Raw genomic sequence first — 23655 nt, 5'->3', positions numbered from 1 at the left:
GTCAGTCCCCCCTCAGCTGAGGAGGCAGGTCGAAGTCGAGCTCGCTCGCGCGACGTCGGATGTAGTCGAGCGGGAGCCACGGCGGCAGCTCGGCGCCAGCGCCGACGATGCGAATCGCGGAAGTCCGGATCGCACGGAGCGCAGCCCGGTGCCTGGCCGCGGTCCGATCCAGCGCTTGGGCGGCATCGTCGTCACCGGCGACGTAGCGCTCGTCGGTGTGGAGGTCCGCGACGGCCTCCTCGAGGTGCCACCCCGCCTGGATGAGCCAGCTCGCCCGCGACTGGTTGTCGAGGTCGGACTCGCCCACCCGGCCAGCGCCACTCAGCCAGAGCAGTGCCTCCCATGGATGGGTCTCTTCGCCCGGGACGAGGGGCACCGGCTCTCGGCGACGCGGATCCGCGATGAGGATGATCGGCGGAACATCCAACGCACGACCGAGCGCGAGCAGCTCCTGCACCGTGACCGTCGCCCGCCGCCCAGTCTCAAGCTTGGCGACGGTGGTCCGGTTCCACGCGATACCGAGGTCGTTCATTCGCTCCGCGAGGTCGGCGCCGGAGAGGCGCGCCGCATCGCGGAGCTCACGGACCCGGCGGGCGATGACGCCCGTTACGGGCTCTCCTCGTGATTCCACGTGAGCATCAAACACGATCCCGCTTGACATCGCAACGTCCCGGACGGCATGGTGCGGATGTGCTTCCTGAAGAAGTACGGCTTGATGCCAACAAAGAATCGGAGTCTGGGCATGAGCTCGCCTGACTTGATGACCCTCGACGAGGTCGCGGCGGAACTCCGCGTGTCCCGCAAGACCTTGCTGAACTGGCGTGCGCAAGGCGCTGGGCCCAAGGGGTTCCGACTCGGCCGCGCCGTTGTGTTCGACCGCTCCGACGTCCGCTCCTGGATCGACGAGCAGCGCGCCGCTGACCACATTGGGGCGCGGTCGGCATGAGCAGAAACGGCAAGGCCCCCGAGTGTGTCGCTCGGGGGCCGTACCCAGGCGGCGATGGCGCGGGAAACGAATCGCAACCTGCATGCACATCTACTGGACTCCGTGATCGTACGACGTCCGCGAGCTCACTGGCGAACGTCGTCGCCCTCGCCCGCGCTCGCCGGCGCCGCGCCGTCCAGGACGCCCTCGACTGGCTCGACCATCACAACGCCTGCGCGTGCTGGACCGCTGCCCCGCCCCGCCGCTGCGCCCGCACCGGACGGTGGTGGCGCGGATGAGGCCCCCGCACTCCGACCTGACCGAGAGCGACCTCGACCCGATCGCCGTCGGGGTCGCCGTGGCCACGTTGCCCGACGACGACGGCGTCGTCATCGCAGCCCGCCTCGCCCTCGAGGTCCGCGCCGGCCGCCGCGCCGTTCGCGAAGCCAGTCGCGACGTCCACGGCGGCGACCGCGACTACTGGCGCCGAGTGGCCACCAACCATGTGCCCTATGCCGAGCTGCAGCGCCGCCGCGAGCGCCCGGGCCGAACCCTGGAGGGCGGCGCAGCGTGAGCAGGGAACGCTCCCACGACGGGGACGACCCGTACGGCCGGCTCGGAGGCGACACACCGTACGACGATCTCCCGCCCGACCCCGGGCCCGACGAGTGGGAACCATCACCCAGCCTGCTCGGCCGCATGCGGTCCGGCTCCTGGCTCGAAGACCAGGTGTTCCCTCCGCTGCAGTACGTCGTCCCCGACGTCATCGCCGAGGGCACCACGGTGTTCGCCGGCGCACCGAAGGTCGGCAAGAGCTGGGCCGTGCTGCACATCGCGCTCTCCGTCGCGGCAGGCACCCGCGTGTTCGGCTGCCTGCCCGTCGGCCCGGGCCGACCCGTGCTGTACCTCGCACTTGAGGACGGATGGCGGCGTCTGCAGTCCCGCTCCCGGTCCCTCCTCGGCAACGGGCGGCGCATCCCCTGGAACCTCGACATCCTGCTCGAGGTCGAGCACCAGCTCGCCGTCGAGACCGTCGCCGAGTGGGTCGAGCAGCACCAGAACGACCGCCCCACCGTCATCGTCGACACCTTGGGCAAGGTCATGCCATCCAGCCGCGCCGGCGAGTCGGCGTACGAACGCGACTACCGCGCCGTGGGCGCCTTCAAGCGGGTCATCGACGCCGCACCCGGCGCCGCGCTGATCCTGGTGCACCACACCCGCAAGCTCGGCAGCGACGACTTCGTCGACTCCGTCTCCGGCACCCTCGGCGTCACCGGCGCCGCCGACTCCACCGTCGTCCTGGCTCGCAGCCGCACCGACGACGGTGGGCTCCTCAAGGTCACTGGCCGCGACATCTTCGAAGCCGAGTACGCCGTCGAGAAGAACCCCAGCGGCCTCTGGACCCTCACCGGCGGGTCGCTGGTCGAGGCACGCAAGGCCGCCACTACTGCCCGCGTCTCGGAGGGCGTCAGCGACCGCAGCGCCGACATCATCGCCCTCGTCGCCGACAGCCTCGACGGCATCGGCCCGACCGCCGTCGGCGAGAAGCTCGGCATCAGTACCCAGCAGGCCGGCGTTTACCTGTCCCGGCTGGAGAAGACTGGGCGGCTCCGCAAGGTGGGACGCGGCGTCTACAAGTCCTGTGACAACACTTCAACACATTCAACACTCTCAACAGGGGTCGACAGACACGGCAACGCCGGTCATCCCCGAACTACTGATGACACCGTTGAGAGTGTTGATTCCCCAGGTCAGACCCATGCCGGTGTTGAGACCGAGGACGGCTTGCCACGGCAGCCCCACTGGTCGCTCCCCGACAGTGACGCCAGTCCTGCCACGGACGTGCCACGTGCACGTGACGGTGGCACGACTGGCACAACTGGGCCTGACCTGCACGTTTCTAGTGGCACGACTGGCACAACTGAGCCAGTCGTGCCACCCCACGTGCACGGCACGACTGGTGGCGCCACTGCGCCCGTGCACCACATCACCGACCACTGGCGCGTCAGTGGCGAACCAGCCTGACCGTCCCGGCCGCCGCTCCCCCACGCTCCCCAACAACCAGGAGGCCCCGATGCCACGAGCTGACGAGCCCACGCTCTACACGCTCAGCCCGAACGGCCCACTCGTTCGGCTCTACCAGCAGCCCGACCTGCCCTGCCGAACCCGGGTCGGCGACTTCGACATCGACGCGGGACCCGACGAAACCCCCGACGAGCGGGTCGCCCGCATCGCAGCCGCGTGCCGCACCTGCCGGGCCTGTCCTGCTATCGAGCTCTGCGAGGCCGGCTTCGCTGAACTCCCGCCCCGGTTCCAGCAGGGCGTGTGGGCCGGACAAGCCCGCGGAGTCAGCGCCCGCACCACCCGCGCGATCGCTCAGCTCGAGGACGCATCGTGACCAGCCAGTTCCCAGCACCCGACGAGGACCTCGAGGCATACGCCAACGAAGCCGCGACCCTGCTCCTCGGCACAGCCCGCGCCGTCACCCTCCGAGACACCGAGCTGAGGCGGGACCTCACCCGGCGCCTCGTCGGGCAGATACCCGAGTGGGTGAGCTGCACCATCGCCGCCCACCTACTCGCGGACCTCGCCGCCCTCATCACCGCACCCACCGGCGCAGACCCAGCCGAGCTCCTCGTCGAGGTAGCCGCAGTGAAGCAGGGACTGCGCCTGCCCCCATCCAGTGGCGAGGCCAGGCCATGACCCCCAGCGACACGCTGCCCCGCACCACCACCCGACCACACCACGCCCGTGGTGGTGGCACGGCAGGAGCGACAGGCGACCGCACCCAACGTCACGCTGTGTCAACACAGCAAGTCGATCATCAACTCGATCAACTAGACGATCAACAGAGATCAACAAGTGATCCACAACTGATCAACAAGCTGCAACGCTCTGACCTGCGAGAACACCCAGGGGTAGGGGGGCGCCAGGCCCGCGAACAGGGCGAACGCCGAACGACCCCGGACTGGTCCGTATCTCCTCTCTCTGAGCGATCTTGCCGGGGGTGTGATCCGTCAGTCTGGTCACTCACAGTGATGCCTGCCTGGTCAGGATGGTCGGTGGGGGTCCGCGTTACGCCTGTCACGCGTCACGTCGTCCCCTCACGCGTGGGGTGGTTCGGGTGAGCTGACAGCGGCCAGTCCAAACTCCCCGTAGGCGGCCATTTACCGCCCCACTGATGGCCAGCGATCTCCCCGCTGGCGGCCAGATATCTCCCCGGTGATCAAGCATCCGATGCCGGTGGTGAGGGTCTGCCGGTGAAGCGAGACGAGGAGATCATGGAGATCCTGGAGGCGTTCGACCTCACGGGCAGTTACCGCGCCGCCGCGGAGTTGGCCGGTTGTGATCACCACACCGTCGCCCGCTATGTGGCGCTGCGGGAGGCCGGTCAACCCCCGGTCGCTCGCGAGCACCGGGCACGACCGATCGATGAGTACCTGGACAAGATCGAAGAACTGGTGGTGCGCTCCGACGGGCGGGTGCGCGCCGACGTGGTGCACGAGCGGCTGCTCGCGATGGGCTTCACCGGCGGGGAGCGCACCACCCGCCGCACCGTCGCGCAGGTGAAGGCCCGGCTGCGGGCCGGGCAGCGGCGGGTGTTTCGGCCGTGGGTGGTCGAGCCGGGGCTGTGGCTGCAGTGGGACTGGGGCGAGGGCCCCCGCGTTGCCGGGCGCCGCACGAATCTGTGGTGCGCGTGGCTGGCCTGGTCGCGGTTCCGGGTCGTGCTCGCGGTCTTCGACCGCACCCTGCCCACGATCGTGGCCTGCATCGACACCACGCTGCGCCGGCTGGGCGGGGTGCCGACCTACGCGCTGACCGACAACGAACGCACCGTGTCGGTCGATCATGTCGCGGGGATCGCGGTGCGCCACCCGGAGATCGTCGCGGTCGGGCGGCACTACGGGATGACGATCCGCACCTGCGTGCCGGCGGACCCGCAGTCCAAGGGCGGGTCCGAAGCGACGGTGCGGATCTCCAAGGCCGACCTCGTCCCGACCGCGGCGAACCTGCTCGAGGAGTACCGCACCTTCGCTCAGCTTGAGACGGCGTGTCGAAGCTTCTGCGAGCAGGTCAACGCGCGGCCGCATCGGGAGACCCGCCGCCCGCCGGTCGAGGCGTTGGCCGAGGAACGCACCCGGCTGCATCCGTTGCCCGATCGGCCGTTCACCGTCGCGTTCGGCACGACCCGGCGGGTGAACTGGGACGCCACCGTCTCGGTCGACGGGGTGCGCTACTCGGTGCCGCATCAGCTGGTCGACACTCGAGTCTGGGTCCGGTTCCACGGCGACGACCTGGTCATCACCGCCGTCGATGCCCCGTTGGAGGGGCACGGACCCGGCAGCGGCCCCACAGAGGTCGCCCGCCATGCCCGCTCGACGCCGGGCACGCCCTCGATCCGCGACGAGCATTACCCGCCACCCACCACGGCCGCGAACGCCGCCGGAGAACGCACCCCACGCGCGGGCAGTGCCGCGGAGGCCGAGTTCCTGGCGCTCGGCCCGGGCGCAGCGTCCTGGCTGGTCGAGGCGGCCGGGGCGGGTGCGCGCGGGGTGCGCCGGAAGATGGCCGAAGCGGTCGCGCTGGCGAAGCTGCACCCACCCGGCGAGGTCGACCGCGCGCTGGGCACGGCCGCGGTCGCGGGCCGGTTCGCCGAGAACGACGTCCTGCGCATCCTCGCCCACCAAGCCGGCCGCAACGTCAACAAGCCCACCATCCGCGCCAGCGAGGACCACAGCTTGCAACCCGGCACTTCCGCCTGGTCCGGCTTCGGCATCACCCCACCACCCGAAACCGACCCGTCAGGGCTCGACCCGGCAGGGCTCGACCCGGCAGGGCTCGACCCGGCAGGGCTCGACCCGGCAGGGCTCGACCCGGCAGGGCTCGACCCGGCAGGGCCGTCATGAACGCGGCCACCGGATCAGTGCCGGCATCGGGCGGGACCCGCTCGCCGAGGCCGTCGCGCTGACGCGGCGGTTGAAGCTGCCCCACATCCGCCGCCACCTCGTCGAACTCGTGCCCACCGCGCGAGCACAACGCTGGGACCATGCCGAGCTCGTCCGGGTGCTGCTGGCCGAGGAAGCCGCCGGCCGCGACGCGACGAACCTGCGCACCCGCCGCCAACGAGCTGGGTTCCCCGCCGGCAAGACGTTGCACGACTGGGACGCGGGCGCGTCCTGCATCCCGCGCCCCACCCAAGACGCCCTCACCTCGCTGGAGTGGGTCAGCCGGCGGGAGAACCTCTGCGTCTGCGGGCCGTCCGGGACCGGGAAGTCCCACTTCTGCGAAGCCCTCGGTCAGGCCGCGGTCGAGACGGGGATGACCGTGGCCTGGTTCACCATCGAAGACCTCGGCGCCCTCGTGCGTCGTCACCGCGCCGACGACTCGATCACCCGCGCACTCGCGAGACTGATCCGCACGGACCTGATCATCGTCGACGACATCGGGCTCCTGCCGGTCAGCCCGGACGCCGCGGAAGGGTTCTACCGGCTCGTCGATGCCGCCTACGAACGCCGCTCCCTGGCCATCTCCAGCAACCTGCACCCGTCAGGATTCGACGAGATCATGCCCAAGACCCTGGCCACCGCCACGGTCGACCGGCTCCTGCACCACGCCCACATCGTCGTCACCGACGGTGACAGCTACCGGCTCGCACAAGCCACGGGAGTGTCCGATCTTCGGTGTAACTGGTCTGTAGCTCCGGGCGTGTCCCGGGGGAAGGACCACCAATGACCGACACGATCGAGCCCATGCCGCGGGCTCGGATTGATCACCAGCAGTTCGCTCAGCAGTTGGTGGAGGCCGCCAAGGCCGACGGGGTGGAGCTCGTCGGCCCGGACGGGCTGCTCACCGGGCTGACCAAAACAGTGCTCGAGACCGCCCTGGAAGCCGAGCTCAGCGAGCACCTGGGCTATGACCGCCACGACCCGGCCGGGCGCGACGGCGGGAACTCCCGCAACGGCACCCGCACCAAGACCGTGCTCACCGAGATCGGCCCGGTCGAGATCGAGGTGCCGCGCGACCGCGACGCCAGCTTCGAGCCTCAGATCGTGCGCAAGCGCCAACGCCGCCTGGACGGGATCGACGAGATCGTGCTGTCGCTGACCGCCCGCGGCCTGACCACCGGGGAGGTGGCCGCGCACTTCGCCGAGGTCTACGGGGCCAAGGTCTCCAAGGACACCATCTCGAGGATCACCGACAAGGTCCTCGACGAGCTGGGCGAGTGGCAGAACCGCCCGCTCGACGCCGTCTATCCGGTGCTGTTCATCGACGCTCTCTACGTCAAAGTCCGCGACGGGCAGGTCACCAACCGGCCCTTCTACGTGGTCATCGGGGTGACCGTGGACGGGCAGCGCGACATCCTCGGGATCTGGGCCGGCGAGGGCGGCACCGGTGGGGAGGGCGCGAAGTTCTGGCTGCAGGTTCTGACCGAGATCAAAAACCGCGGGGTCGGCGATGTGTGCATCGCCGTCTGCGACGGCCTGAAGGGCCTGCCCGAGGCGATCACCACCGCCTGGCCGCAGGCGGTGGTGCAGACGTGTGTGTTGCACCTGATCCGCAACACCTTCCGCTACGCCTCCCGGCGCTACTGGGAGCAGCTGGCCAAGGACCTGCGCCCGGTCTACACCGCCCCGACCGAGGCCGCGGCCCAGGCCCGGTTCGCCGAGTTCGCCGAGACCTGGGGCGGGCAGTATCCGGCGATCATCGCGCTGTGGCGGGCGGCGTGGTCGGAGTTCGTGCCGTTCCTGGACTACGACGTGGAGATCCGCAAGGTCATCTGCTCCACGAATGCGATCGAGTCGCTCAACGCCCGCTACCGGCGGGCGATCAAGGCCCGGGGGCACTTCCCGACCGAGCAGGCCGCGCTGAAGTGCCTCTACCTGGTCACCCGCTCACTCGACCCCACCGGGAAGGGCCGAACCCGCTGGGCGATGCGCTGGAAGCCGGCCCTGAACGCCTTCGCGATCACCTTCGCCGGCCGTATCGTCCCCAGCAACGGAAACTAGCCGCCACCCCGGCCAGTTACACCGTTCCTCTGACACTCCCCAAGCCACCGCCGGCAAGGGGGTGAGCCCGTTGAGCTGACCACGCACGACCGAGGCGGGGAAATATCTGGCCGCCGTCGGGGAGAAGTATCTGGCCACCAGTGGGGAGAACTACTGGCCGCCAGCGGGGAGATCAAGCTGGCCGTTGACAGTGAGCCGGCGGAATCACTACGGGCGTCCGCATAAGCGGGCTCGGGCGGCTCTGTTGGCGGCTCTGCGGCCGGGTGATCCGTGCCCGCTGTGCGGCTTGCCGATGTTCCCGGAGCAGCAGCTGGACGCCGATCATTCGTCGCCGGTGGTGCTGGCCCAGGGTGGTGATCCGGACCGGTTGACTCATGCGAGCTGTAACCGGCGCCGGGGTCAGGCGCTGGCGGCGGCGCGGAACCGGGCTCGCCGGGCCGGGGTGTTGCCGCGTGTCCAGTCTCAGCCGGTGCGCCGGCGTCCTCGAAGGGGGCTACCCCGGTGGTGAGCACGATCCGCGGCTTGTGGTTCCGCCTGGTGGGCGGTGTTCGGTGTGAGGCGTGTGGGCACCGCATGTTGCGGGTGTCGACGTGTCGGGCTGATCTGCGCCCGGGTGTGTCTCGGTTCGGGTCCGAGCTGGAGGAGCTGTGGTTCCGCGACATGTTCGCGGGCCCGCCGGTGCGGTGCCGGGACTGTGGTGTGAAGACGACGGGTGTGCACCATCTCGGGTGCTGTGTCGCGATGTGCAGGGCCTGCGATGACCAGCGGATTTCGTGTGGCTGCGACGACGAGAGGATTGATGATGTTCGACTGTGACGCCTGCCGAGGGCGGCTGGCGCACGACCACCGTGATGGTCGGGAGTGCCCGCACGAGTTCTCGTCGGGCGATTGGCGGTCCTGCTGCGCGGCCGAGTCCGCGAAGCGGGTCGAGATGCTGGCGGCGGAGTTCCGGGCTCGTCGTCAGCCGCCGGAGGACGCGCGCGCGGTGACGCTTACGGCGCGGTGTGAGTGCGCTGAGGCCGCGGGTGCTGGGGTCGACCCGTCCGCGGAGGAGCAGGCCACGTTCTCGTGTGTGACGGGCCCTCAGGGCGTCTGCAGGGCGTGGTGGATCGAGCGGCTGGCCGCGGAGTTGCTGGCCGAGCAGATCGAGGCGGGACTAGTCGAGGTCCCGGATGACGTCTCGTCGTTGACGGCGACGGGCGAACTGCGAGAAGGGTGAATTGAGATGGCGATCAGCAGGGATGTCGTCGAGCACGAGGCCGCGCACTACGTCGCCGCCCGGGCGTTCGGGGTGCGCGTCGAGAGGGTCGAGGTCGTCGGGGACGCGCCTGGCAAGGCGGGGTCGTGTGCCTACCGCGCGGGTGACTGGTTCCCGAACGGTTCGTGGGGCGGCCTTTGGCTCGAGCGGTGCGCCGCGGCGCTCGCTCCGCAGATCTGGCTGAAGGAGCTCGCGCCGAAGCGGCTGCGGCCGCGCGGGGTCGAGGCAGACAACGCGCTCGTCGATCGGGTGCTGCGGGAGACGCTGCCGCCGGACGCGGACCCGTTCCACCGGCGCCAGCTGCGCCGGCGGGCCGAGGATCGGGCTCAGGAGGTCCTGAGCGGCCGCCGGGACGAGGTCTTGGCGTTCGCGGACGGTCTGGCGCGGCACGGCATCTGGACGGCTCGCGATGGCTTCGGGGGCCCGCGGGTCGGTCACATCCGCCGCGCGGTTCGTCCGGCGGGCTGCTCGCTGGACCGCCCCGAGACCGGCCGATCGGCGGCTCGGCGGCCGGCTCCCCGTCCGGTGCTGTCGCGGGAGGAGGAGCACCAGCGCGCGGTTATGGAGAGCCTGCGCACCCTGGTCGCCCGGGGGCTGGTGTCCTCGTTCGATGCCGAGGCAGCGTGTCGTCGGGCTGGATTCCGCACTGAGTTCCGCTACGGGAGGACTGCCTGATGTTCGGCACCGTGACCACGGTGCCGACGACGACGGCCGTCTACCGGTTCGCGGTGGACCGCGACGGTGGTGGGGTCGGTTATCACCAGCTCGACGGTGACCCGATCCCGGCCGGCGCGCTCGTCGTCGACGCCCTCGCCCGCATCGAGCGGAAGTTCGGCCCGGCCGAGCCTCCTCAGGCTCGGAGCCCGCTCCGTCTGGCGGTGGTGCTCGGCGGTGGGGTGCTGCTGCCGCCGGTGGGGATGGGGGCGCTGGCCGCGCCGGGGCAGGTCCTGCGGTCGGAGCTCCCGGCCCGGGCGCGGGTGCTGGTCGCGAACGGTGAGCGGCCGGCGGTCGCGGTCGAGGGCTCGGTGGGATTCGCCACCGGTGGGCTGCTGCTCGCGGTGACGTGGTTGCACCTCGACGACAGCTGATCCCCGATACGATCTGTTCTGCCGCCCTGGCTGATCTCCAGGGCGCCCCCCGGGGTAGCTCCCGGGGGGCGAGGCAGGCCCTGACGAGGGCCTCGGAGCCCCGTAGGGGCCTGCCTCTTCAACCGACTTCTCGGGCTGAGTCCGAGGAGTTCGCGTGGCCATCCACTTCCGGTTCACCACCGCTGACGGCGACACGCTGCAGATCAACCCCGACCCGCGGAAGCTGACCGGCGCCGAGCTGATCGCGGTCGAGCGGAACACCGGGCTCGGGATGGTCGACCTTCTCGAGGCGCTGAAGAACCCTCGCGGGTCGGCTGCGGCGATCTGCGCGCTGGTATGGCTGGCACGTCGGCGTTCCGGCGACTTCGTGAGGTGGCCGGAGTTCGTCGAGGCCTTCCACCCGCTGACGCTCGGGATCGAGGTCGTCGACGACGAGGCCGGCACAGCTGAGGCTGAGGTCGAGCCGGCGGTCGAGGGCTGATCCCGTGGCCGCCAACCTGCAGTTCGACGTCTCGGCCCTGGACCGCGCGTCGGCCACGTTCATCAAGATGGCGGCGCAGGTCGAACGCCTCGCCGCGAAGATCGACAAGCTCGACGGGAAGAAGGCCGACGTCGAGCTCGACGTCGACACCTCGAAGGCCGACGCCAAGCTCGGGAAGTTCGAGACCGACCTCCGGACCAAGCTCGCCGCCGCGTCCAAGGCCCTGCCGGAGCTGAACCTCGACGTCGACACGACCGAAGCCAGTCAGGCCCTCGCACGGATCCGCAACGAGATGGCCGCGCTGCACGACCAGCGCCTCGGCATCGACATCAGCTCGGCCGACGCCCTTGCCGAGCTCGAGCGGTTCCGCGCCGAGCTCGAGCAGGTCAGCCGCGAGTCCGCCGACGTCCGGGTCAAGGCCGACACGGCAGCTGCGATCGCCCAGCTCGACACGGTCCTCGCGGCTGCGACGGCGGTCGGCGCGTCGGACCCCGAGGTCAAGGTCGACGTCGACTCGGCCCCGGTCGAGCAGGCCACCACGGCGCTGTCGGACATGTTCGGCATGGTCGAGCTGGTCGCGGCGGCCTGGCCGCCCGTGTCTGCGGCGATCCTCGCCATCCCCGGTGCGATCGCGCTCATCGCGGCGCCGCTGGCCGCAGTCGTGGTCGGCATGGACGGCATCAAGGCCGCCGCGAACCAGCTGATCCCCGCGTTCACCCAGGTGCAGCAGGCCGTCGGGCAGGCGTTCCTGTCCGGGCTGCAGCCAGCCGTCGCGGCCCTGGCCAAGACCTTCCCGACGCTGCAGACCGGTCTCTCCGGGACGGCCACGGCGCTGTCGGACATCGCGAACCGTGTCGCGTCAGTCGTGTCGTCGTCCGCAGGGCTGAACTCCCTCCAGTCCATCTTCCAGGGCGTCAACCAGATCGTCTCGAGCCTGGCGCCGGCGATCGCGACCCTCACCCAGAACTTCCTCAGCCTCGCCACCTCAGGGCTGCAGGGCCTGTCCGGGCTCGGCCCGATGCTCGAGCAGGTCGGGCAGGCGTGGGCGCAGGTCATCGCGCAGATGAACCAGACCGGGACTGTGCAGGCCGCGGTGTCTGGCCTGGTCCAGGTCCTCGGCGCCGTCCTGAACATCCTTCCGCCGCTGGTGCAGGCCGGTGCGCAGCTGATGGCGACCCTGGGGCCGCCGCTCGCGGCCGCGCTCAACGGGGTGGCTGCGGTCGTCGGTGTGCTCGCGGGGCCGCTGGGGTCGCTCACGACGACCGTCCTCGCGTTCGCCGCGGCCTGGAAGGTCGCGTCCGCAGCGGTCGCGCTCGGGCAGGCAGCGCTGGCCCGGGGCGCCGCGGCGTGGACAGCGATGAGCGGAGCCGCAACAGCGGCAACCGCCCGCACAGCCGCGGCCGGCGCGGCGACCGCAGCAGCCGGTTCGGCGGCCGGGACCGCCGCCGGCGGGATGTCGAAGCTCGGGGCGGCCACGGCGGTTGCCGCCCTCGGCCTGGCGGTGGTGTCAGAGGCCGCACGGACCGGTGCTGAGAACACCGACGAGCTCTACAACGCGCTGCTCGACGGCAAGAACGCAACCGACCAGATGACTGCGTCCGCGAAGCTCGCGATCTCGGGGGTGAGCACCTGGGGCGAGACGTTCGACGACGTCAAGGCCAAGGTCGACGCCGCCAAGAAGGCGATGACACCCCTGCAGAAGGCCCAGAACGAGCTCACGAACGCCCAGAACGCCTACAACGACGCCGTCAACCACGGGAACCCGGCGGCCGTCGCTTCGGCGCAGCAGCGGCTCGCGGCGGCCACGCAGGCGGTCGCGAAAGCGCAGCAGGACGCGACTCTGTCGACGTCGAACCTCGGAGTGTCGTTCCAGAACGCGTCGACCTACTTCTCGAGCAGCACTGCGGCGACGGACCGGGCGGCGGCGTCCGCGAAGACCCTCGCGGACGCCTACAACGGGCTGACGAACCCCCTGACGACGGTCGCGGACAAGGCGTCCGCGTTCACCACGGCGTTCCAGATGGCCGTCGACCCGGCGGTTGCGTCGGCGGAGGCCACACGGGCGCTGAACGACTCGATGCGCCAGCTCGACGGGGCGCTGACCCCGGCGTCGGCGAAGCTGGTCCAGCTCAACGGGACGATCAACACCACCACCGAGGCAGGCTCGCAGCTGCAGCAGTCGGTGCTGCAGACCGCGGCGGCGATCCAGAACGACTACGGCACCTCGGTCGCGGCAGCTGTAGCGAACGGGCAGAGCCTGACCACGGCCAGCGCGAATGCTGCGGCCGCGTTCGAGCAGCAGAAGACGAAGCTCGTCGACCTCCTCGTCCAGCAGGGCGTGGCGCGGCCGGCGGCGCAGGCGCTGGCCGATACCTACCTGAAGTTCCCGAAGGAAGTCAGCACGACGTTCTCCCAGCCCGGCATGGTGAAAGCCCTCGCCGACTCCCTCGGGCTGACGTCGTCGATCATCGGTATCCCGGACAACAAGACGGTCATAGTCAACTCGCTGACCGACGCCGCGCAGAAGCAGCTCGAGGACCTCGGGCTGACGGTCACGCGGCTCCCGAACGGTCAGATCGTCATCACCGCGCGCGACGAGACGTCCCCGGTTATCGCGGCCGCGGTGACGTACGCCAACGGGCAGAAGGGCACCATCCTGCTCGACGGGAACCCGCAGCTGGTCAACGGGAAGATCCAAGAATCTGTGACCTTGGCCGACGGCTCGAAGGGCACGATCATCATCGACGGTGACCCGGACCCGGCGACGGGTCAGATCACGGCGGTCGTCGACCTCGGCAACGGCAAGCACACCGTCATCAAGATCGACCCGAAGGACAACGCGACCCCGGTCATCCAGAACATTCAGGGAAAGACCGTCTACATCAACGTCGTCGCCACGGGTGTCCAGTCGGCGATCGCGGCTGTCCAGTCCGTCGCCGCGGCCGCGTCAGCGGCGGCCGGCCGCGCCGGTGGAGGCGTCAACGGCTACGCCGGCGGCGGCATCACCGGCCCGATCCGCGCGGCCCGCGGCTACGTGCTGCCCGGCTACCAGCCCGGCCGAGACACCGTGCCCGCGGTGCTCTCGCGCGGCGAGGCTGTCCTCGTCCCTGAGCTGGTGAGGGCGCTCGGGGCCCGCCGGATCCTCGCGGCGAACGCTGAGGCGTCCGGGGGTCGACCGGCGACGAACGTCGGCAACCTCGCCGCGATCATGGACGGCACCATCCCGGACCAGCGGACCGTCAGCGGGTCGAGCCTCAACGTGCAAGTCGCGGCCCCTGCCCGCGCAGCCTGGTCGCGGCCGCTCCCCTCTGGTGGTGCGGTCGACCTCGGCGCGCTGGTGGGCCGTGTCGACGCCCTGCGCGCCGACCTGGGCGTGCAGACCCAGACCCTCGACGAGCTCCGCGCGGACATGGCCGGCTACGCGGCCGCCGACCGGGCGACGGCTCGCAACACGGGCGTGCTCGTCGCGGAGGCCCGCCGGTCTCGTCCGGGTGCCGCCGCGACTGCGGCTGGTGCCCGCACCCAGGCCGATCTGGGCATGTTCGGCTGAGCCGGCAGCGGCCCCGCTACGCTCCACGACGTCCCCGGGCCACGGGTGTGATCACCCGTCCCCCGGGGCGTCTCGACGGCACCGTCGGGCCCGACACGTAGCCTGGCGCGCCGTGACGGCCTCCGAGCTTCCTGCGCATCTCCAGTTCGAGCGCCACGAGCGCGTGCACTACCGCGGCAACCTGTTCGCTGGCGCGGTGAAACCGGCCGTCGTGCTCTCGCAGAACCGCGACCCGGACAGCGATGACTACGGGACCGTCCGGATTCAGACAGCGGACAACTGGGTCATCCCGTGCACGCCTCGGGCCCTGCAGCGGCTCGACGGGCCGCCCAGCTGAGCTACGCCTGCTCGCCTGCCTGCCGCTCCAGTTCCGTCCGGCTGAAGTAGCCGCGCTCGTGCGCCGTCTCCCAACACCCGTGCGCTGGGCAGATGCCCATCGCGTCGCGGGTGTCCGGGTTCTTCATCGTGGTCAGGCTGTCGGTGGGGTTCATGTGCCGGTGGCAGACGTCGCAGCTCTGAACGCGAGTCTTCGGGTCGTACGCCATCCGTCGACGATCGCACGGGCTCTGAGGCCGTGCGTCGGACACGCCGGAGGGCCTCAGTACTCGTCGCGGTTCTCGGCCTGGTCGCCGCGCCACCAGCCGCGGGCCCAGTGCAAGAGCCGGCGCCGGCCGCGGCCGCCGTACGGGGACCAGGCCGCGCGGGCCACGTAGAGCGTCGTGAGCAGGAGTAGCGCGACGACGATGAGGAACACGAACACGGGGACTCCCGGGATAGTGGGGCCCTGACCTGCGGTGCCGCTACGCGCTACACCGCAGGTCAGGGAAGGCGATCAGCCGCTAGTGCTGGCGCTACCCGTAGCGTCGGGCAGCTGGCCGAGCTCGACGCCCCACCAGTTGTGGCGCAGCCCGTCCGGTCCGGTCCGGTTGATCTGCTTGGTGGCCACTCCGCGGCCCTTCATGGCCGCCCCGAACGTGTCGGCGGTCCACCCGCGGTACACATCTGGACGGAGCTCGGCGAGCCGCTCGGCGGCCACCTTCGACCACACCCAGTCCTGTCCGAGCTCGGCGAGCACCTTCCGAACGTCGGTCAGGAGGTCCGCGCCCTTGCCCTCAACGGTCGCGCCGATCGCGTGCCCGGTGAGCCGGCCTGCCTGCTCCCGCAGTTTCCGGGCCCGCTCACACACCCGCTCGGCCATCCCGGTCGTGATGTTGAAGGACTTCGCGACGAGCGGCTCGTCCTCGACCCCGACCAGCCACGCGATGCCCTTGTCCCGCACCGTGAAGTCGGTCGCGCGGATCCCGGCCGCGTACATCCCGGCGCCGAGGATCGCGTTGTTCGCGTAGTCGTCCATGACCCGCAACGCGATCCGGATCCCGGCGTTCGAGCTGATGCCCTTCGGCAGGCTGTCGGCGTCCGGGCGCTGCGTGGCCTGCACCAGCATCACCCCGAACGCCCGCCCGAGCCGGATGATGTCGAGCGCGAGCTTCCCCGCCTCCTTCCCGTAGGTCTCGTGACTGAACAGGTTCTGCACCTCGTCGAGCAGCACCACCATCGGATGCAGCCCCAGGTCGCGCCGGTTCGCGAGGTCGCGGGTGACCTTGTTGTTCGGGCACATCTCCGGCGAACGCTTCGCGATCTTCTTGATCTCACCGGCCCGACGCTCCACCTCGGCGCGGATCGCCCGCAGGTCCTCGAGGCATCCGCGGATCGTCTCGTCGTCCTGCCCGGACCCGTAGGTGTGGGCGAGCTGCTCGAGCGCCCCGAGGTCACCGGACCCCTTGAGCTCCCACACCCGCAGCTCGGCGGTGACGTCGAGCGCGCACCCCAGCGCGAGCACCCGCATCGCCGAGGTCTTGCCCTGACCGACCATCGCGCCGATCAGCGCGTTGTTCTCGATCAGCTGCACCCCGACCTTCCCGTTGCGCTGGTTCGTGCCGTACGGCAACCGCCCGAACACGTCCGCCACTCCCTTCTCCAACAGCGGGTAGACGGGCTGGCGGGCCGTCGCCAGGTCCTGATCCCCGACCCACAGATCCAGCTGCCCACCGTGGTGGGGCCCCGGCGCCGGCCACACACAGCCGATCGGGCGCCGCAGCCCCGACGCCAGCGCCGCCCGCTTGCCCATCACGTCCTGCGGCGTCACGCCCACCGGGAGATTCACACGGGCGAGATACCCGGGGCCGTCCCGGGTGACCGGGTCCGGGAACTCGATCCGGGCGTCCTTCTTCACCACCCCCGGCAGCGCCCGCAGCGCGACCTCGACCACGTCGGCCCGCAGCACCGGGGCCAGGTGCAGCGGGGTCGTCGCCCGCGTGATCAGCGGCTTCTCCCGGTCCCGCCCGATCACACCCAGGACAGCGACCGCGGCCGCCAACCCCGCCCAGAACAGCGGGCCCGTGGCGACCAGCAACAGCCACACCAGGAACGCCGCGACGAGGACCCCACCCACGACCGCAGCGACCGCGCGATGCCGCACCCGGGCGTTCCGCTCCCGCGCCAGCTGCATGTACTCCCGCACATCGTCACGGACCACCGCAGACTTGCGCAGAGGACGTGCCTCCGAGTCGGTCATCCCGTCGACCACCCACCGGATCGCCCGCCCGAGCCCGACCGGCGACCGCCGCAGCACCCGCAGGACGTAGACCGGGAGCCGTACCGCGTGGAACCGGGCGACGTGCCACGAGTAGCCGGCCGCCCACCGCAGGATCGGATCGCGCTGGTCACGGTCCCGCACCCACGGCACGACGATCGGGTGCTTGGCCGCCTCCCGGTGGGCGGTGATCCGGTCGAACGCCGTCCGCCGCGGCTCCCGGATCTGGTCGACCGGCTGCGGGTCGGCGACCGGCTCGTACGGGACGGCGCTCATGCGATCTCTCGATTCGTCTTGTGGGCGGAGAGGATCTCCCGGGCGGTGTGCTCGGACACCCCGAGCTCCTTCGCGAGCCGGCGCCGGCCGACGCCGCGGGCGAGCAGCTCCGACAGCCGCTCCGGTGCGGGCGTCGCGGCCTCCTCATCCCGGGTCTCGACGGCCGGGGACTGCGGGCCCCACCAGTCGGGCACCGGCTCGTCTACGGGCTCGTCGGCGCCGGGCCAGTCACCCCAGGACGCCTCGTTGATCTCCTCTGCGGACGACTCAGGACCTGCTGAGAGGCCCGCTGCCGGCGTGTTCGTGTCCCGCGCCACGAGGATGAGCAGCTCGAACGAGACCGCCAGCGCGACCGCTGGCCAGCCGGACACCACCCACGACAGCGGCTCCGGTCGCGCCGCCGCGATGTTCGCCGCCAGCGACGCCATCAGACCGAGCACCAGGCCCACCCACGGCAGCACGCCGGCGCCCTGCCCGGTCCGGCGCCGCACCAGCATCACCATCGAGGCCGCGACGAGCATCCCGTCGACCGACAGCGGGATCAGGTGCGCCCGCCATCCCTCGCCGGCCGCCTCCGCGAGCTCGTGCATGTGGACGTAGGACACGACCGCCGCGACAACCGCGACGACGGACACCGCAACCACGGTCACGGTCCGCACCCAACGCGGGATCACCGCGACCACCGCCCCGCCGAGCGCCGGACCCGGGCGGCGATCTCCGCGACCCGCCGGGGGTCGGTCACCACCCCGCCACGCAGCCGCGTCGGGAACTCGTCCTCGCCCGGGTGCCGGTCCAGCGGCGACAAGTAGCCGTGCGGCGGCCACGACTCGCCGTCGACGACGATCCGCGCCGGCTCCACCGCCGTCACCGCGCACCTCCGGCGATCGCCGCGCGCAGCTCGGCCAGCATCCGCATGACGCGCCGGGTCGCGGCCTCGAGCAGCTCCTCCTCGGCGTCTTCGTCGGCCGGGTCGAACGGGCCACGGTGGAGGTGCAGCAGCTCGTGGACGAACGTCTCCGTCCAGTCAGCCCACGACTGGCTGACGTCCAGGAAGATCGTGTTCTGAGTGAAGTCGGCCGCGCCGAGCAGGCCGACGAACTCCGCCGGCCGGATCACGACCGGCTCCGGTGACGTCAGCAGCTCACGCAGCAGCAGAAGAATCGGGACGAGCGCCGGCGCCGACACGGCCGGGGCCTCGTTGGTAGATGGACGTACAAGGGTCAGACTGGGCACGGGTCCACTCCTCGGGTGGGCCAAGGCCCCGGATCAACCGGCGTTCGCGCGCCGGCCGGGGCCGTCTTCGTCTAGGGGCTGGGCACCTCGACGAGATGGCGGACCTCGAGTCCTTTGTGGATCACCGTGGGCAGCCGCTGGGCAGCGTGTCGAGCCAGCAGGGCAGGCGTCGTCGGGAATCGGCGGGATGCCCCGGGATGGGTGTCTGCACTGCTCAGACGCGCTCCGTACGGCGACTCCGCAGGTGAGGGCGGACCCCTGGTCAGGCCCGCAGCCTGTTCGACGGCAACGCCTGATCCCGCGGCGCCTGATCCCCCGGCGCCTGATCCCCCGGCGCCCGGTACGGGGGCGCCCGGTACAGGGCGCCGGGGCACCGGCACGCCCGAGGCGGTCGACGGCGAGGCGTGAGCCGCGTAGAGTTCCCGCTCCCGAAAGGTCCGGATCCGCTGAACCGCGCGGGGCCGCGGTCCGTCGTGGAGGGCGCAGGGGGCGTCCGGACCGACGACGCCCGGCACGGCGGGAGGTCGACCGACATGGCATCGCAGACCGGAGGCATCGCGGCCCGGACGAGGTCGCTGCCCGCATGGCGGGTGGCGGGCGCGATCCTGCTGCTCCTCATGGGCGGCATCCACCTCTACCTGGTGTTGTTCGGCGGGTTCGACGGCCTCGTCGGCACGCTGTTCGTGATCAACGCGATCGGTGCGCTGATACTGGCGATCGCGATGGTCGGCGCCCGGGACCGGCAGCTGCCGCTCGTCAGCCTGCTCTCGCTGCTGTTCACGGCGGGCACCCTCCTCTCGCTGGTACTGGCGCTGCTGCTGCCCGGCGGGTTCCTCGGCGTGCGCGAGCAGCTCGGCGGCGAGCTGGTGGTGACGACGCTGATCGTCGAGGGCCTCGGCGTGCTCGCGCTGCTGGGCGCGACGTTCGCGGCGGCCCGCCTGCCCAAGTCGTAGCGGCGCCTCACGAGCGCCGTCGGCGCCGCCTCACCAGCAGGGCGACCGCACCGACGGCCGCGCCGGCGACGACCAGACCCGGCCACGCCGGGCCGGAGATCCGCCGGGTGGCGGCGTCCGCGTCGGGTGTGTCGGGGGCGTCGAGCAGCGTCACGGTGCCCGCGTCACCGTCGACACGGATGCGCTCGTCGTCGGTGATCCGCCGCGTCGCCACGGCGGTCCCGAGCACCGCGGGGATCCCGTACTCCCTGGCCACGATCGAGCTGTGGCTCAGCGGTCCGCCGACGTCGGTCACCACGCCCGACGCCATCGCGAACAGCGGCGTCCATGCGGGCGTCGTGATGCTCGCGACGAGCACGTCGCCCGACCGCATGCGTCCGAAGTCGGCCGGCCCGCCGAGCACCCGGGCGGGCGCCGTGACCTGTCCCGCGCTGGCGCCGACCCCCCGGATCACCGGCCCGGTCTGCTCGGTCGTCGCCGTCGGCATGAAGCGTTCCATGGCCTCCCAGCGCGACCCCTGGGGCAGCAGCCCCGGCGGCGTGGCCCGGCGACGACCGCGCCACTGCGCCCGCCGCGCCGCGACGTCGGCCGACCGGTCCTGCGGCGGCGCCAGGATCTCCGCCGATCGCAGCCAGTACACGTCGTCGGCCGCGACGATCGTGCCCGCTCCGACGAGACGGCCGCCGATCTCGCGGAGCAGCCGACGAAGGTGCGGCCAGGCGAGCCCGATGTCGGCGAGGGCGTCCTCGCGCAGCGGCGCCGCCGACTGCGCCCAGCGGAGCAGGCGGTCGAACAGATTGCGCCGCAACGGATCGAGCCGGCCCCGTACGGCCGCGGCGGTCTCGTCACGACGTGCGGCCGACCGTCGTTGCCGCTCGACCGGATCGGCGCCCTCGCCGCGCAGGAAGAAGCGCAGCGCGTCGAGCAGCGGGGCCGGGTCGTCGGCCGGGACGGCGTTGGCGAAGTCGAGGTTGTAGACGGTGTGCCCGTGCGCCCGCAGGTGGGCGTGGAAGCGGTCGGTCCACTCCCGCCACACCGCCGGGTCGACGCCGCCGAGCGGGTGCGCGGGATCGAGCAGCGCCGCGGCGGGATGGTCCGCGAGCAGGACGGTGGCGAGCGCGTCGTGCCCGCGGGCCCAGCCGGCGATCGTGTACAGCGAGCGTTCGGCGCGGAGGGGCGCGCTGTCGAAACCGAGCAGCAACGTCGCAGCGGGCGGGTCGCCGTCGCGCCGGACGGCGGTCTCGTAGAACCGCGTCAGGAGGATCTCGCTCGACGCCGCGATCGGGATGATCGTCTGCACGGCCGTGTAGTACGTCGCCCCCGCCCCGAGCAGTTCCTCCACACCGTCGAGCAGTTCCGGGATCGAGAGCCCGGCCAACGGGCGGTCGGCCCAGCGGGCGACAGCCTCGACGTAGGCGGGGTGCGCCCGGTCGCGCCAGCGCGCCTGCGCGCCGTCGTCGCCGCGGCCGAGGATCAGCCTGACCGCCGAGACCGTGCGACTGGTCATCCGCCACATCGCGGCCCGCGTGTAGCGGTAGTAGGCGTAGCCGTTGACGGTCGGCAACCCGATGTCGCCGTCGGCCAGCACGTCCTCGCCGAGGAACTCGCGCACCATCGCGGTCAGCGAGCGCGTGACGGCCGGGTCGATCAGCTCCTCGAACAGCGGGGTCAGCGGGTCGGGCAGCTGTTCGACGATGCTGGCCCTGGCGTAGAGGGCGCCGTCGGGCACCGACCAGTCCGTCGGCGGGGCCGTCTCCGGTTCGGGCAACGCGGTGATCGGGCGGGACTGCACGATCGCGAACCCGTCGGGCCCGCGGGCCCACTCGACGTCCTGCGGGGCGCCGAAGTGGTCGGCGATCCGCTCCCCGAGCGCGGCGAGGGCCACGACGTCGGCATCGGACAGGACGGCCCGGCCGCGGTCGGCGTCCGGCACCGGCTGCTCGACGGTGCCCGCGCCCGTCGCCACCGTCATGACGGCCTTGTCCGCCGTCGTGCGCGAGGTGACCCGCCCGCCGCTGACGACCGCGTCGTCGGTGGTCACCGCGCCGCTGACGACCGACTCCCCCAGCCCCCACGCCGCGGACACGACCGTCTCGTCGCGGCGGCCGTTGGTCGGGTTGGCCGTGAACATCACACCCGCCGCGTCGGCGTCGACCATGCGCTGCACGACGACCGCGAGCGCGACGTCGGCGGGTGCGATGCCGTGCCGCGCGCGGTAGGCCATGGCGCGCGCCGTCCACAGCGAGGCCCAGCAGGCGCGGACGGCGGCGAGAGCAGTGCCTCGTCGCCTCGGACGTCGAGAAACGTGTCCTGCTGCCCCGCGAAGCTCGCGCCCTCCAGGTCCTCCGCCGTCGCCGACGACCGGACCGCGACGGGCCCGTCCCCGAGCATCCGGTGGGCGGCGCGGATCTCGTCGGCGATCGCGGCGGGGATCTCGGCGCGGAACAGCGCCCGGATCGCGTCGGCCGACCGGTCGACGTCCCCGTCGGTGGCGGTGGAGCCGGGCGGCGGCGTCGCGAGCTCCAGGACCCGCGGTCCGATCCCCGTGGCGTCGACGAAGGCCCGGTAGGCATCGGTCGTCACCACGAAGCCCGGCGGCACCGGCAGGCCGCCCCGGGTCAGCTCGCCGAGGTTGGCGCCCTTGCCGCCCGCGGTCTCGACGTCCCCACGACCGATCTCGGAGAAGGCACGGATGTGGCCCATGACCGGCAGTCTGCTCCTCGCACCCGGCCGCGGCGGCCGAACCGGCCGATCGTGCGACACACGAGGTCCACGACCGGGCGCGAGCGCGCGGCGGCGCCCGTCGTGGGCGGACCGCGGAGCGCGTCCGGCCTGCCCGACCCGGGGGTCGGTGTCCACTCGGCGCGGCGTACGCTCTTCCCAGTTCCGCGGCGAGGGCGGGCGTCCGTGTTGCCCGCCGTGATCGACGCTGGACCGGTCCCGCCGGTTCCATGCGCTCCTCGCCGCGCGCTCGCTCAGACCGCATTCACCGAGGAGAAGTACCGTGGCCCAGGCCCGAATCGACGCCGAGACCCGCACCGAGTTCGGCAAGGGCGCTGCCCGGCGCACCCGCCGTGCGGGCAAGATCCCCGCCGTCCTCTACGGGCACGGCACCGACCCGCAGCACCTGTCGCTGCCGTCGCTGGAGTTCGCGCGCGTCGTGCGCGAGCAGGGCCGCAACGCGGTCCTGGAGATCAACATCGGCGGCACCCCGCAGCTCGCGCTGACCAAGACCGTGGTCGTGCACCCCATCCGCCCGTACATCGAGCACGTCGACCTGCTCGTCATCAAGCGTGGCGAGAAGGTCGTGGTCGACGTGCAGGTCGTCGTCACCGGCGAGGCCGCCGCCGGCAGCATGATCGCCCAGGAGCTCAACACCATCGAGGTCGAGGCCGACGTCCTCAGCATCCCCGAGTCGATCGAGCTCTCGGTCCAGGACGTCGAGATCGGCACCCAGATCCTCGCGGGCTCGGTCGCCCTGCCCGACGGCGTCACGCTGCAGACCGACCCCGAGGCGCTCGTCGTCAACGTCGTGGCCGCGCCGACCCAGGCCGATCTCGAGGGCGAGCTCGACATCGAGGGTGCCGGCGTGGTCGAGGACGCGCCCGAGTCGGCCCCGGCCGAGGGCGACTCCGCCGCGTCCTCGGAGGGCTGACGGCCGTGCCGGGTCCCGCCCTGGTGGTCGGGCTCGGCAACCCCGGTCCCGAGTACGCCGAGACCAGGCACAACGTCGGCTTCCGCGTCGTCGAGCTGTTGGCGGCGCGGGCCGGCGGTGGCCGGTTCTCGAAGCACAAGAGCAACGCCGACGTGCTCGAAGGCCGGCTCGCCGGCCGCAAGGTCGTGCTCGCGAAGCCCCGGACGTACATGAACGTCTCGGGCGGCCCGGTCGCCGGGCTGTTGCGGTACTTCTCGGTCCCCGCGGCCGAGCTCGTCGTCGTGCACGACGATCTCGACCTCGGGTTCGGCGTGATCCGGCTCAAGCAGGGTGGCGGCGAGGGCGGGCACAACGGGCTGCGTTCGATCAGCTCGTCGGTCGGCACCCGCGACTACCTGCGGGTGCGCTTCGGCATCGGCCGCCCGCCCGGGCGCCAGGACCCGGCCGACTTCGTGCTCAAGCGGTTCTCCGCCGTCGAGCGCAAGGAACTGGATCTCGCGGTGGACCTGGCCGCCGACGCCGCCGAGGCCCTGCTGTCCGACGGGCTGGAACCGGCCCAGAACCGGTTCCACGCGCTGTCGGGCTGAGCCCCGCCCGCCCCGTCCTCCTGCAGGAACGGCACTTTCCCGCAATCCA

At 71.7% G+C, this 23655-nt stretch carries 26 protein-coding genes; 17 read left to right on the top strand and 9 right to left on the bottom strand.

Annotated elements, in window-relative coordinates; genetic code table 11:
- Position 1 precedes the first annotated feature (1 nt).
- Positions 2-661 carry a helix-turn-helix domain-containing protein gene (locus PSED_RS04480; protein WP_013673067.1) on the bottom strand — a complete coding sequence of 220 codons (660 nt, stop codon included), beginning with the start codon at positions 659-661 and terminating at the stop codon, positions 2-4.
- A gap of 99 nt (positions 662-760) precedes the next feature.
- Between PSED_RS04480 and PSED_RS04475 the strand changes: the two genes are divergently transcribed.
- The 14 genes from PSED_RS04475 (at position 761) to PSED_RS04410 (ending at position 14646) form a co-directional block, all read left to right on the top strand.
- Positions 761-946 carry a helix-turn-helix transcriptional regulator gene (locus tag PSED_RS04475; RefSeq protein WP_233899296.1) on the top strand — a complete coding sequence of 62 codons (186 nt, stop codon included), beginning with the start codon at positions 761-763 and terminating at the stop codon, positions 944-946.
- A gap of 274 nt (positions 947-1220) precedes the next feature.
- Positions 1221-1499 carry a hypothetical protein gene (locus PSED_RS04470; RefSeq protein WP_143770356.1) on the top strand — a complete coding sequence of 93 codons (279 nt, stop codon included), beginning with the start codon at positions 1221-1223 and terminating at the stop codon, positions 1497-1499.
- A gap of 125 nt (positions 1500-1624) precedes the next feature.
- Positions 1625-2950 (top strand): AAA family ATPase, encoded by a 1326-nt coding sequence (locus PSED_RS04465; protein WP_267939129.1) that lies wholly within the window; start codon positions 1625-1627, stop codon positions 2948-2950.
- Positions 2951-2999: 49 nt separating this feature from the next.
- Positions 3000-3323: a hypothetical protein gene (locus PSED_RS04460; protein WP_013673063.1), complete on the top strand. Its 324-nt coding sequence runs from the start codon at positions 3000-3002 to the stop codon at positions 3321-3323.
- Positions 3320-3628: a hypothetical protein gene (locus PSED_RS04455; protein WP_013673062.1), complete on the top strand. Its 309-nt coding sequence runs from the start codon at positions 3320-3322 to the stop codon at positions 3626-3628. Before PSED_RS04460 ends, PSED_RS04455 begins: the two co-directional genes overlap by 4 nt.
- Positions 3629-4185: 557 nt before the next feature.
- A complete protein-coding gene (gene istA / locus PSED_RS04450; protein ID WP_013677379.1) occupies positions 4186-5832 on the top strand; it encodes an IS21 family transposase in 1647 nt (548 codons plus the stop codon).
- 70 nt (positions 5833-5902) lie between these two features.
- Positions 5903-6658 carry an IS21-like element helper ATPase IstB gene (istB, locus tag PSED_RS04445; protein ID WP_013673060.1) on the top strand — a complete coding sequence of 252 codons (756 nt, stop codon included), beginning with the start codon at positions 5903-5905 and terminating at the stop codon, positions 6656-6658.
- Positions 6655-7932, top strand: coding sequence for an IS256 family transposase (locus tag PSED_RS04440; protein ID WP_013672244.1), 1278 nt, complete (start codon positions 6655-6657; stop codon positions 7930-7932). The genes istB and PSED_RS04440 overlap by 4 nt, the downstream gene beginning before the upstream one ends.
- A gap of 1072 nt (positions 7933-9004) precedes the next feature.
- Positions 9005-9151 (top strand): hypothetical protein, encoded by a 147-nt coding sequence (locus PSED_RS04435; protein WP_158511293.1) that lies wholly within the window; start codon positions 9005-9007, stop codon positions 9149-9151.
- 6 nt (positions 9152-9157) lie between these two features.
- Complete coding sequence (locus PSED_RS04430; protein WP_013673058.1) at positions 9158-9865, top strand: hypothetical protein; 708 nt, start codon at positions 9158-9160, stop codon at positions 9863-9865.
- Positions 9865-10278, top strand: a complete 414-nt coding sequence (locus tag PSED_RS04425) for a hypothetical protein (protein WP_013673057.1) — start codon at positions 9865-9867, stop codon at positions 10276-10278. The genes PSED_RS04430 and PSED_RS04425 overlap by 1 nt, the downstream gene beginning before the upstream one ends.
- A 154-nt stretch (positions 10279-10432) precedes the next feature.
- On the top strand, positions 10433-10759 hold the full coding sequence (locus PSED_RS04420; RefSeq protein WP_013673056.1) for a hypothetical protein: 327 nt from the start codon (positions 10433-10435) through the stop codon (positions 10757-10759).
- A 4-nt stretch (positions 10760-10763) separates the two neighbouring features.
- Positions 10764-14309, top strand: coding sequence for a hypothetical protein (locus PSED_RS04415; protein WP_013673055.1), 3546 nt, complete (start codon positions 10764-10766; stop codon positions 14307-14309).
- Between the two features lie 112 nt (positions 14310-14421).
- The gene (locus tag PSED_RS04410; protein ID WP_013673054.1) at positions 14422-14646 is read left to right on the top strand and encodes a hypothetical protein; all 225 of its coding nucleotides are present in this window, start codon (positions 14422-14424) and stop codon (positions 14644-14646) included.
- 1 nt (position 14647) lies between these two features.
- On the opposite strand, the gene PSED_RS04405 is transcribed toward PSED_RS04410, so the two are convergent.
- The 6 genes from PSED_RS04405 to PSED_RS04380 form a co-directional block, all read right to left on the bottom strand.
- Positions 14648-14854 (bottom strand): hypothetical protein, encoded by a 207-nt coding sequence (locus PSED_RS04405; RefSeq protein WP_041759272.1) that lies wholly within the window; start codon positions 14852-14854, stop codon positions 14648-14650.
- A gap of 53 nt (positions 14855-14907) precedes the next feature.
- Positions 14908-15069, bottom strand: a complete 162-nt coding sequence (locus PSED_RS04400) for a hypothetical protein (RefSeq protein WP_013673052.1) — start codon at positions 15067-15069, stop codon at positions 14908-14910.
- Between the two features lie 72 nt (positions 15070-15141).
- Positions 15142-17178, bottom strand: a complete 2037-nt coding sequence (locus PSED_RS04395) for a P-loop NTPase family protein (protein ID WP_013673051.1) — start codon at positions 17176-17178, stop codon at positions 15142-15144.
- Entirely contained in the window at positions 17175-17828 is a 654-nt protein-coding gene (locus PSED_RS04390) for a DUF2637 domain-containing protein (RefSeq protein WP_158511291.1), read from the bottom strand. Before PSED_RS04390 ends, PSED_RS04395 begins: the two co-directional genes overlap by 4 nt.
- Before the next feature lie 20 nt (positions 17829-17848).
- Positions 17849-18046, bottom strand: a complete 198-nt coding sequence (locus PSED_RS04385) for a hypothetical protein (RefSeq protein ID WP_013673049.1) — start codon at positions 18044-18046, stop codon at positions 17849-17851.
- Positions 18043-18411 (bottom strand): hypothetical protein, encoded by a 369-nt coding sequence (locus PSED_RS04380; RefSeq protein WP_013673048.1) that lies wholly within the window; start codon positions 18409-18411, stop codon positions 18043-18045. The genes PSED_RS04385 and PSED_RS04380 overlap by 4 nt, the downstream gene beginning before the upstream one ends.
- Before the next feature lie 533 nt (positions 18412-18944).
- Between PSED_RS04380 and PSED_RS04375 the strand changes: the two genes are divergently transcribed.
- Positions 18945-19364 (top strand): hypothetical protein, encoded by a 420-nt coding sequence (locus PSED_RS04375; protein WP_013673047.1) that lies wholly within the window; start codon positions 18945-18947, stop codon positions 19362-19364.
- 7 nt (positions 19365-19371) lie between these two features.
- Here PSED_RS04375 and PSED_RS35270 read toward each other — a convergent pair whose 3' ends face one another.
- Complete coding sequence (locus tag PSED_RS35270; protein ID WP_063821887.1) at positions 19372-21588, bottom strand: PEP/pyruvate-binding domain-containing protein; 2217 nt, start codon at positions 21586-21588, stop codon at positions 19372-19374.
- Positions 21495-22067 (bottom strand): PEP/pyruvate-binding domain-containing protein, encoded by a 573-nt coding sequence (locus PSED_RS35265; RefSeq protein ID WP_063821886.1) that lies wholly within the window; start codon positions 22065-22067, stop codon positions 21495-21497. Before PSED_RS35265 ends, PSED_RS35270 begins: the two co-directional genes overlap by 94 nt.
- Positions 22068-22368: 301 nt before the next feature.
- Here PSED_RS35265 and PSED_RS04360 point away from each other — a divergent pair, with 301 nt between their 5' ends.
- Positions 22369-23019, top strand: a complete 651-nt coding sequence (locus PSED_RS04360) for a 50S ribosomal protein L25/general stress protein Ctc (protein WP_013673046.1) — start codon at positions 22369-22371, stop codon at positions 23017-23019.
- A gap of 5 nt (positions 23020-23024) precedes the next feature.
- Positions 23025-23606 carry an aminoacyl-tRNA hydrolase gene (gene pth, locus PSED_RS04355; protein ID WP_013673045.1) on the top strand — a complete coding sequence of 194 codons (582 nt, stop codon included), beginning with the start codon at positions 23025-23027 and terminating at the stop codon, positions 23604-23606.
- Positions 23607-23655: the final 49 nt, after the last annotated feature.

This window comes from Pseudonocardia benzenivorans CB1190, from assembly GCF_000196675.2.
GTDB lineage: Bacteria > Actinomycetota > Actinomycetes > Mycobacteriales > Pseudonocardiaceae > Pseudonocardia > Pseudonocardia benzenivorans.
This window is presented reverse-complemented; position numbering and strand designations above follow the sequence as displayed.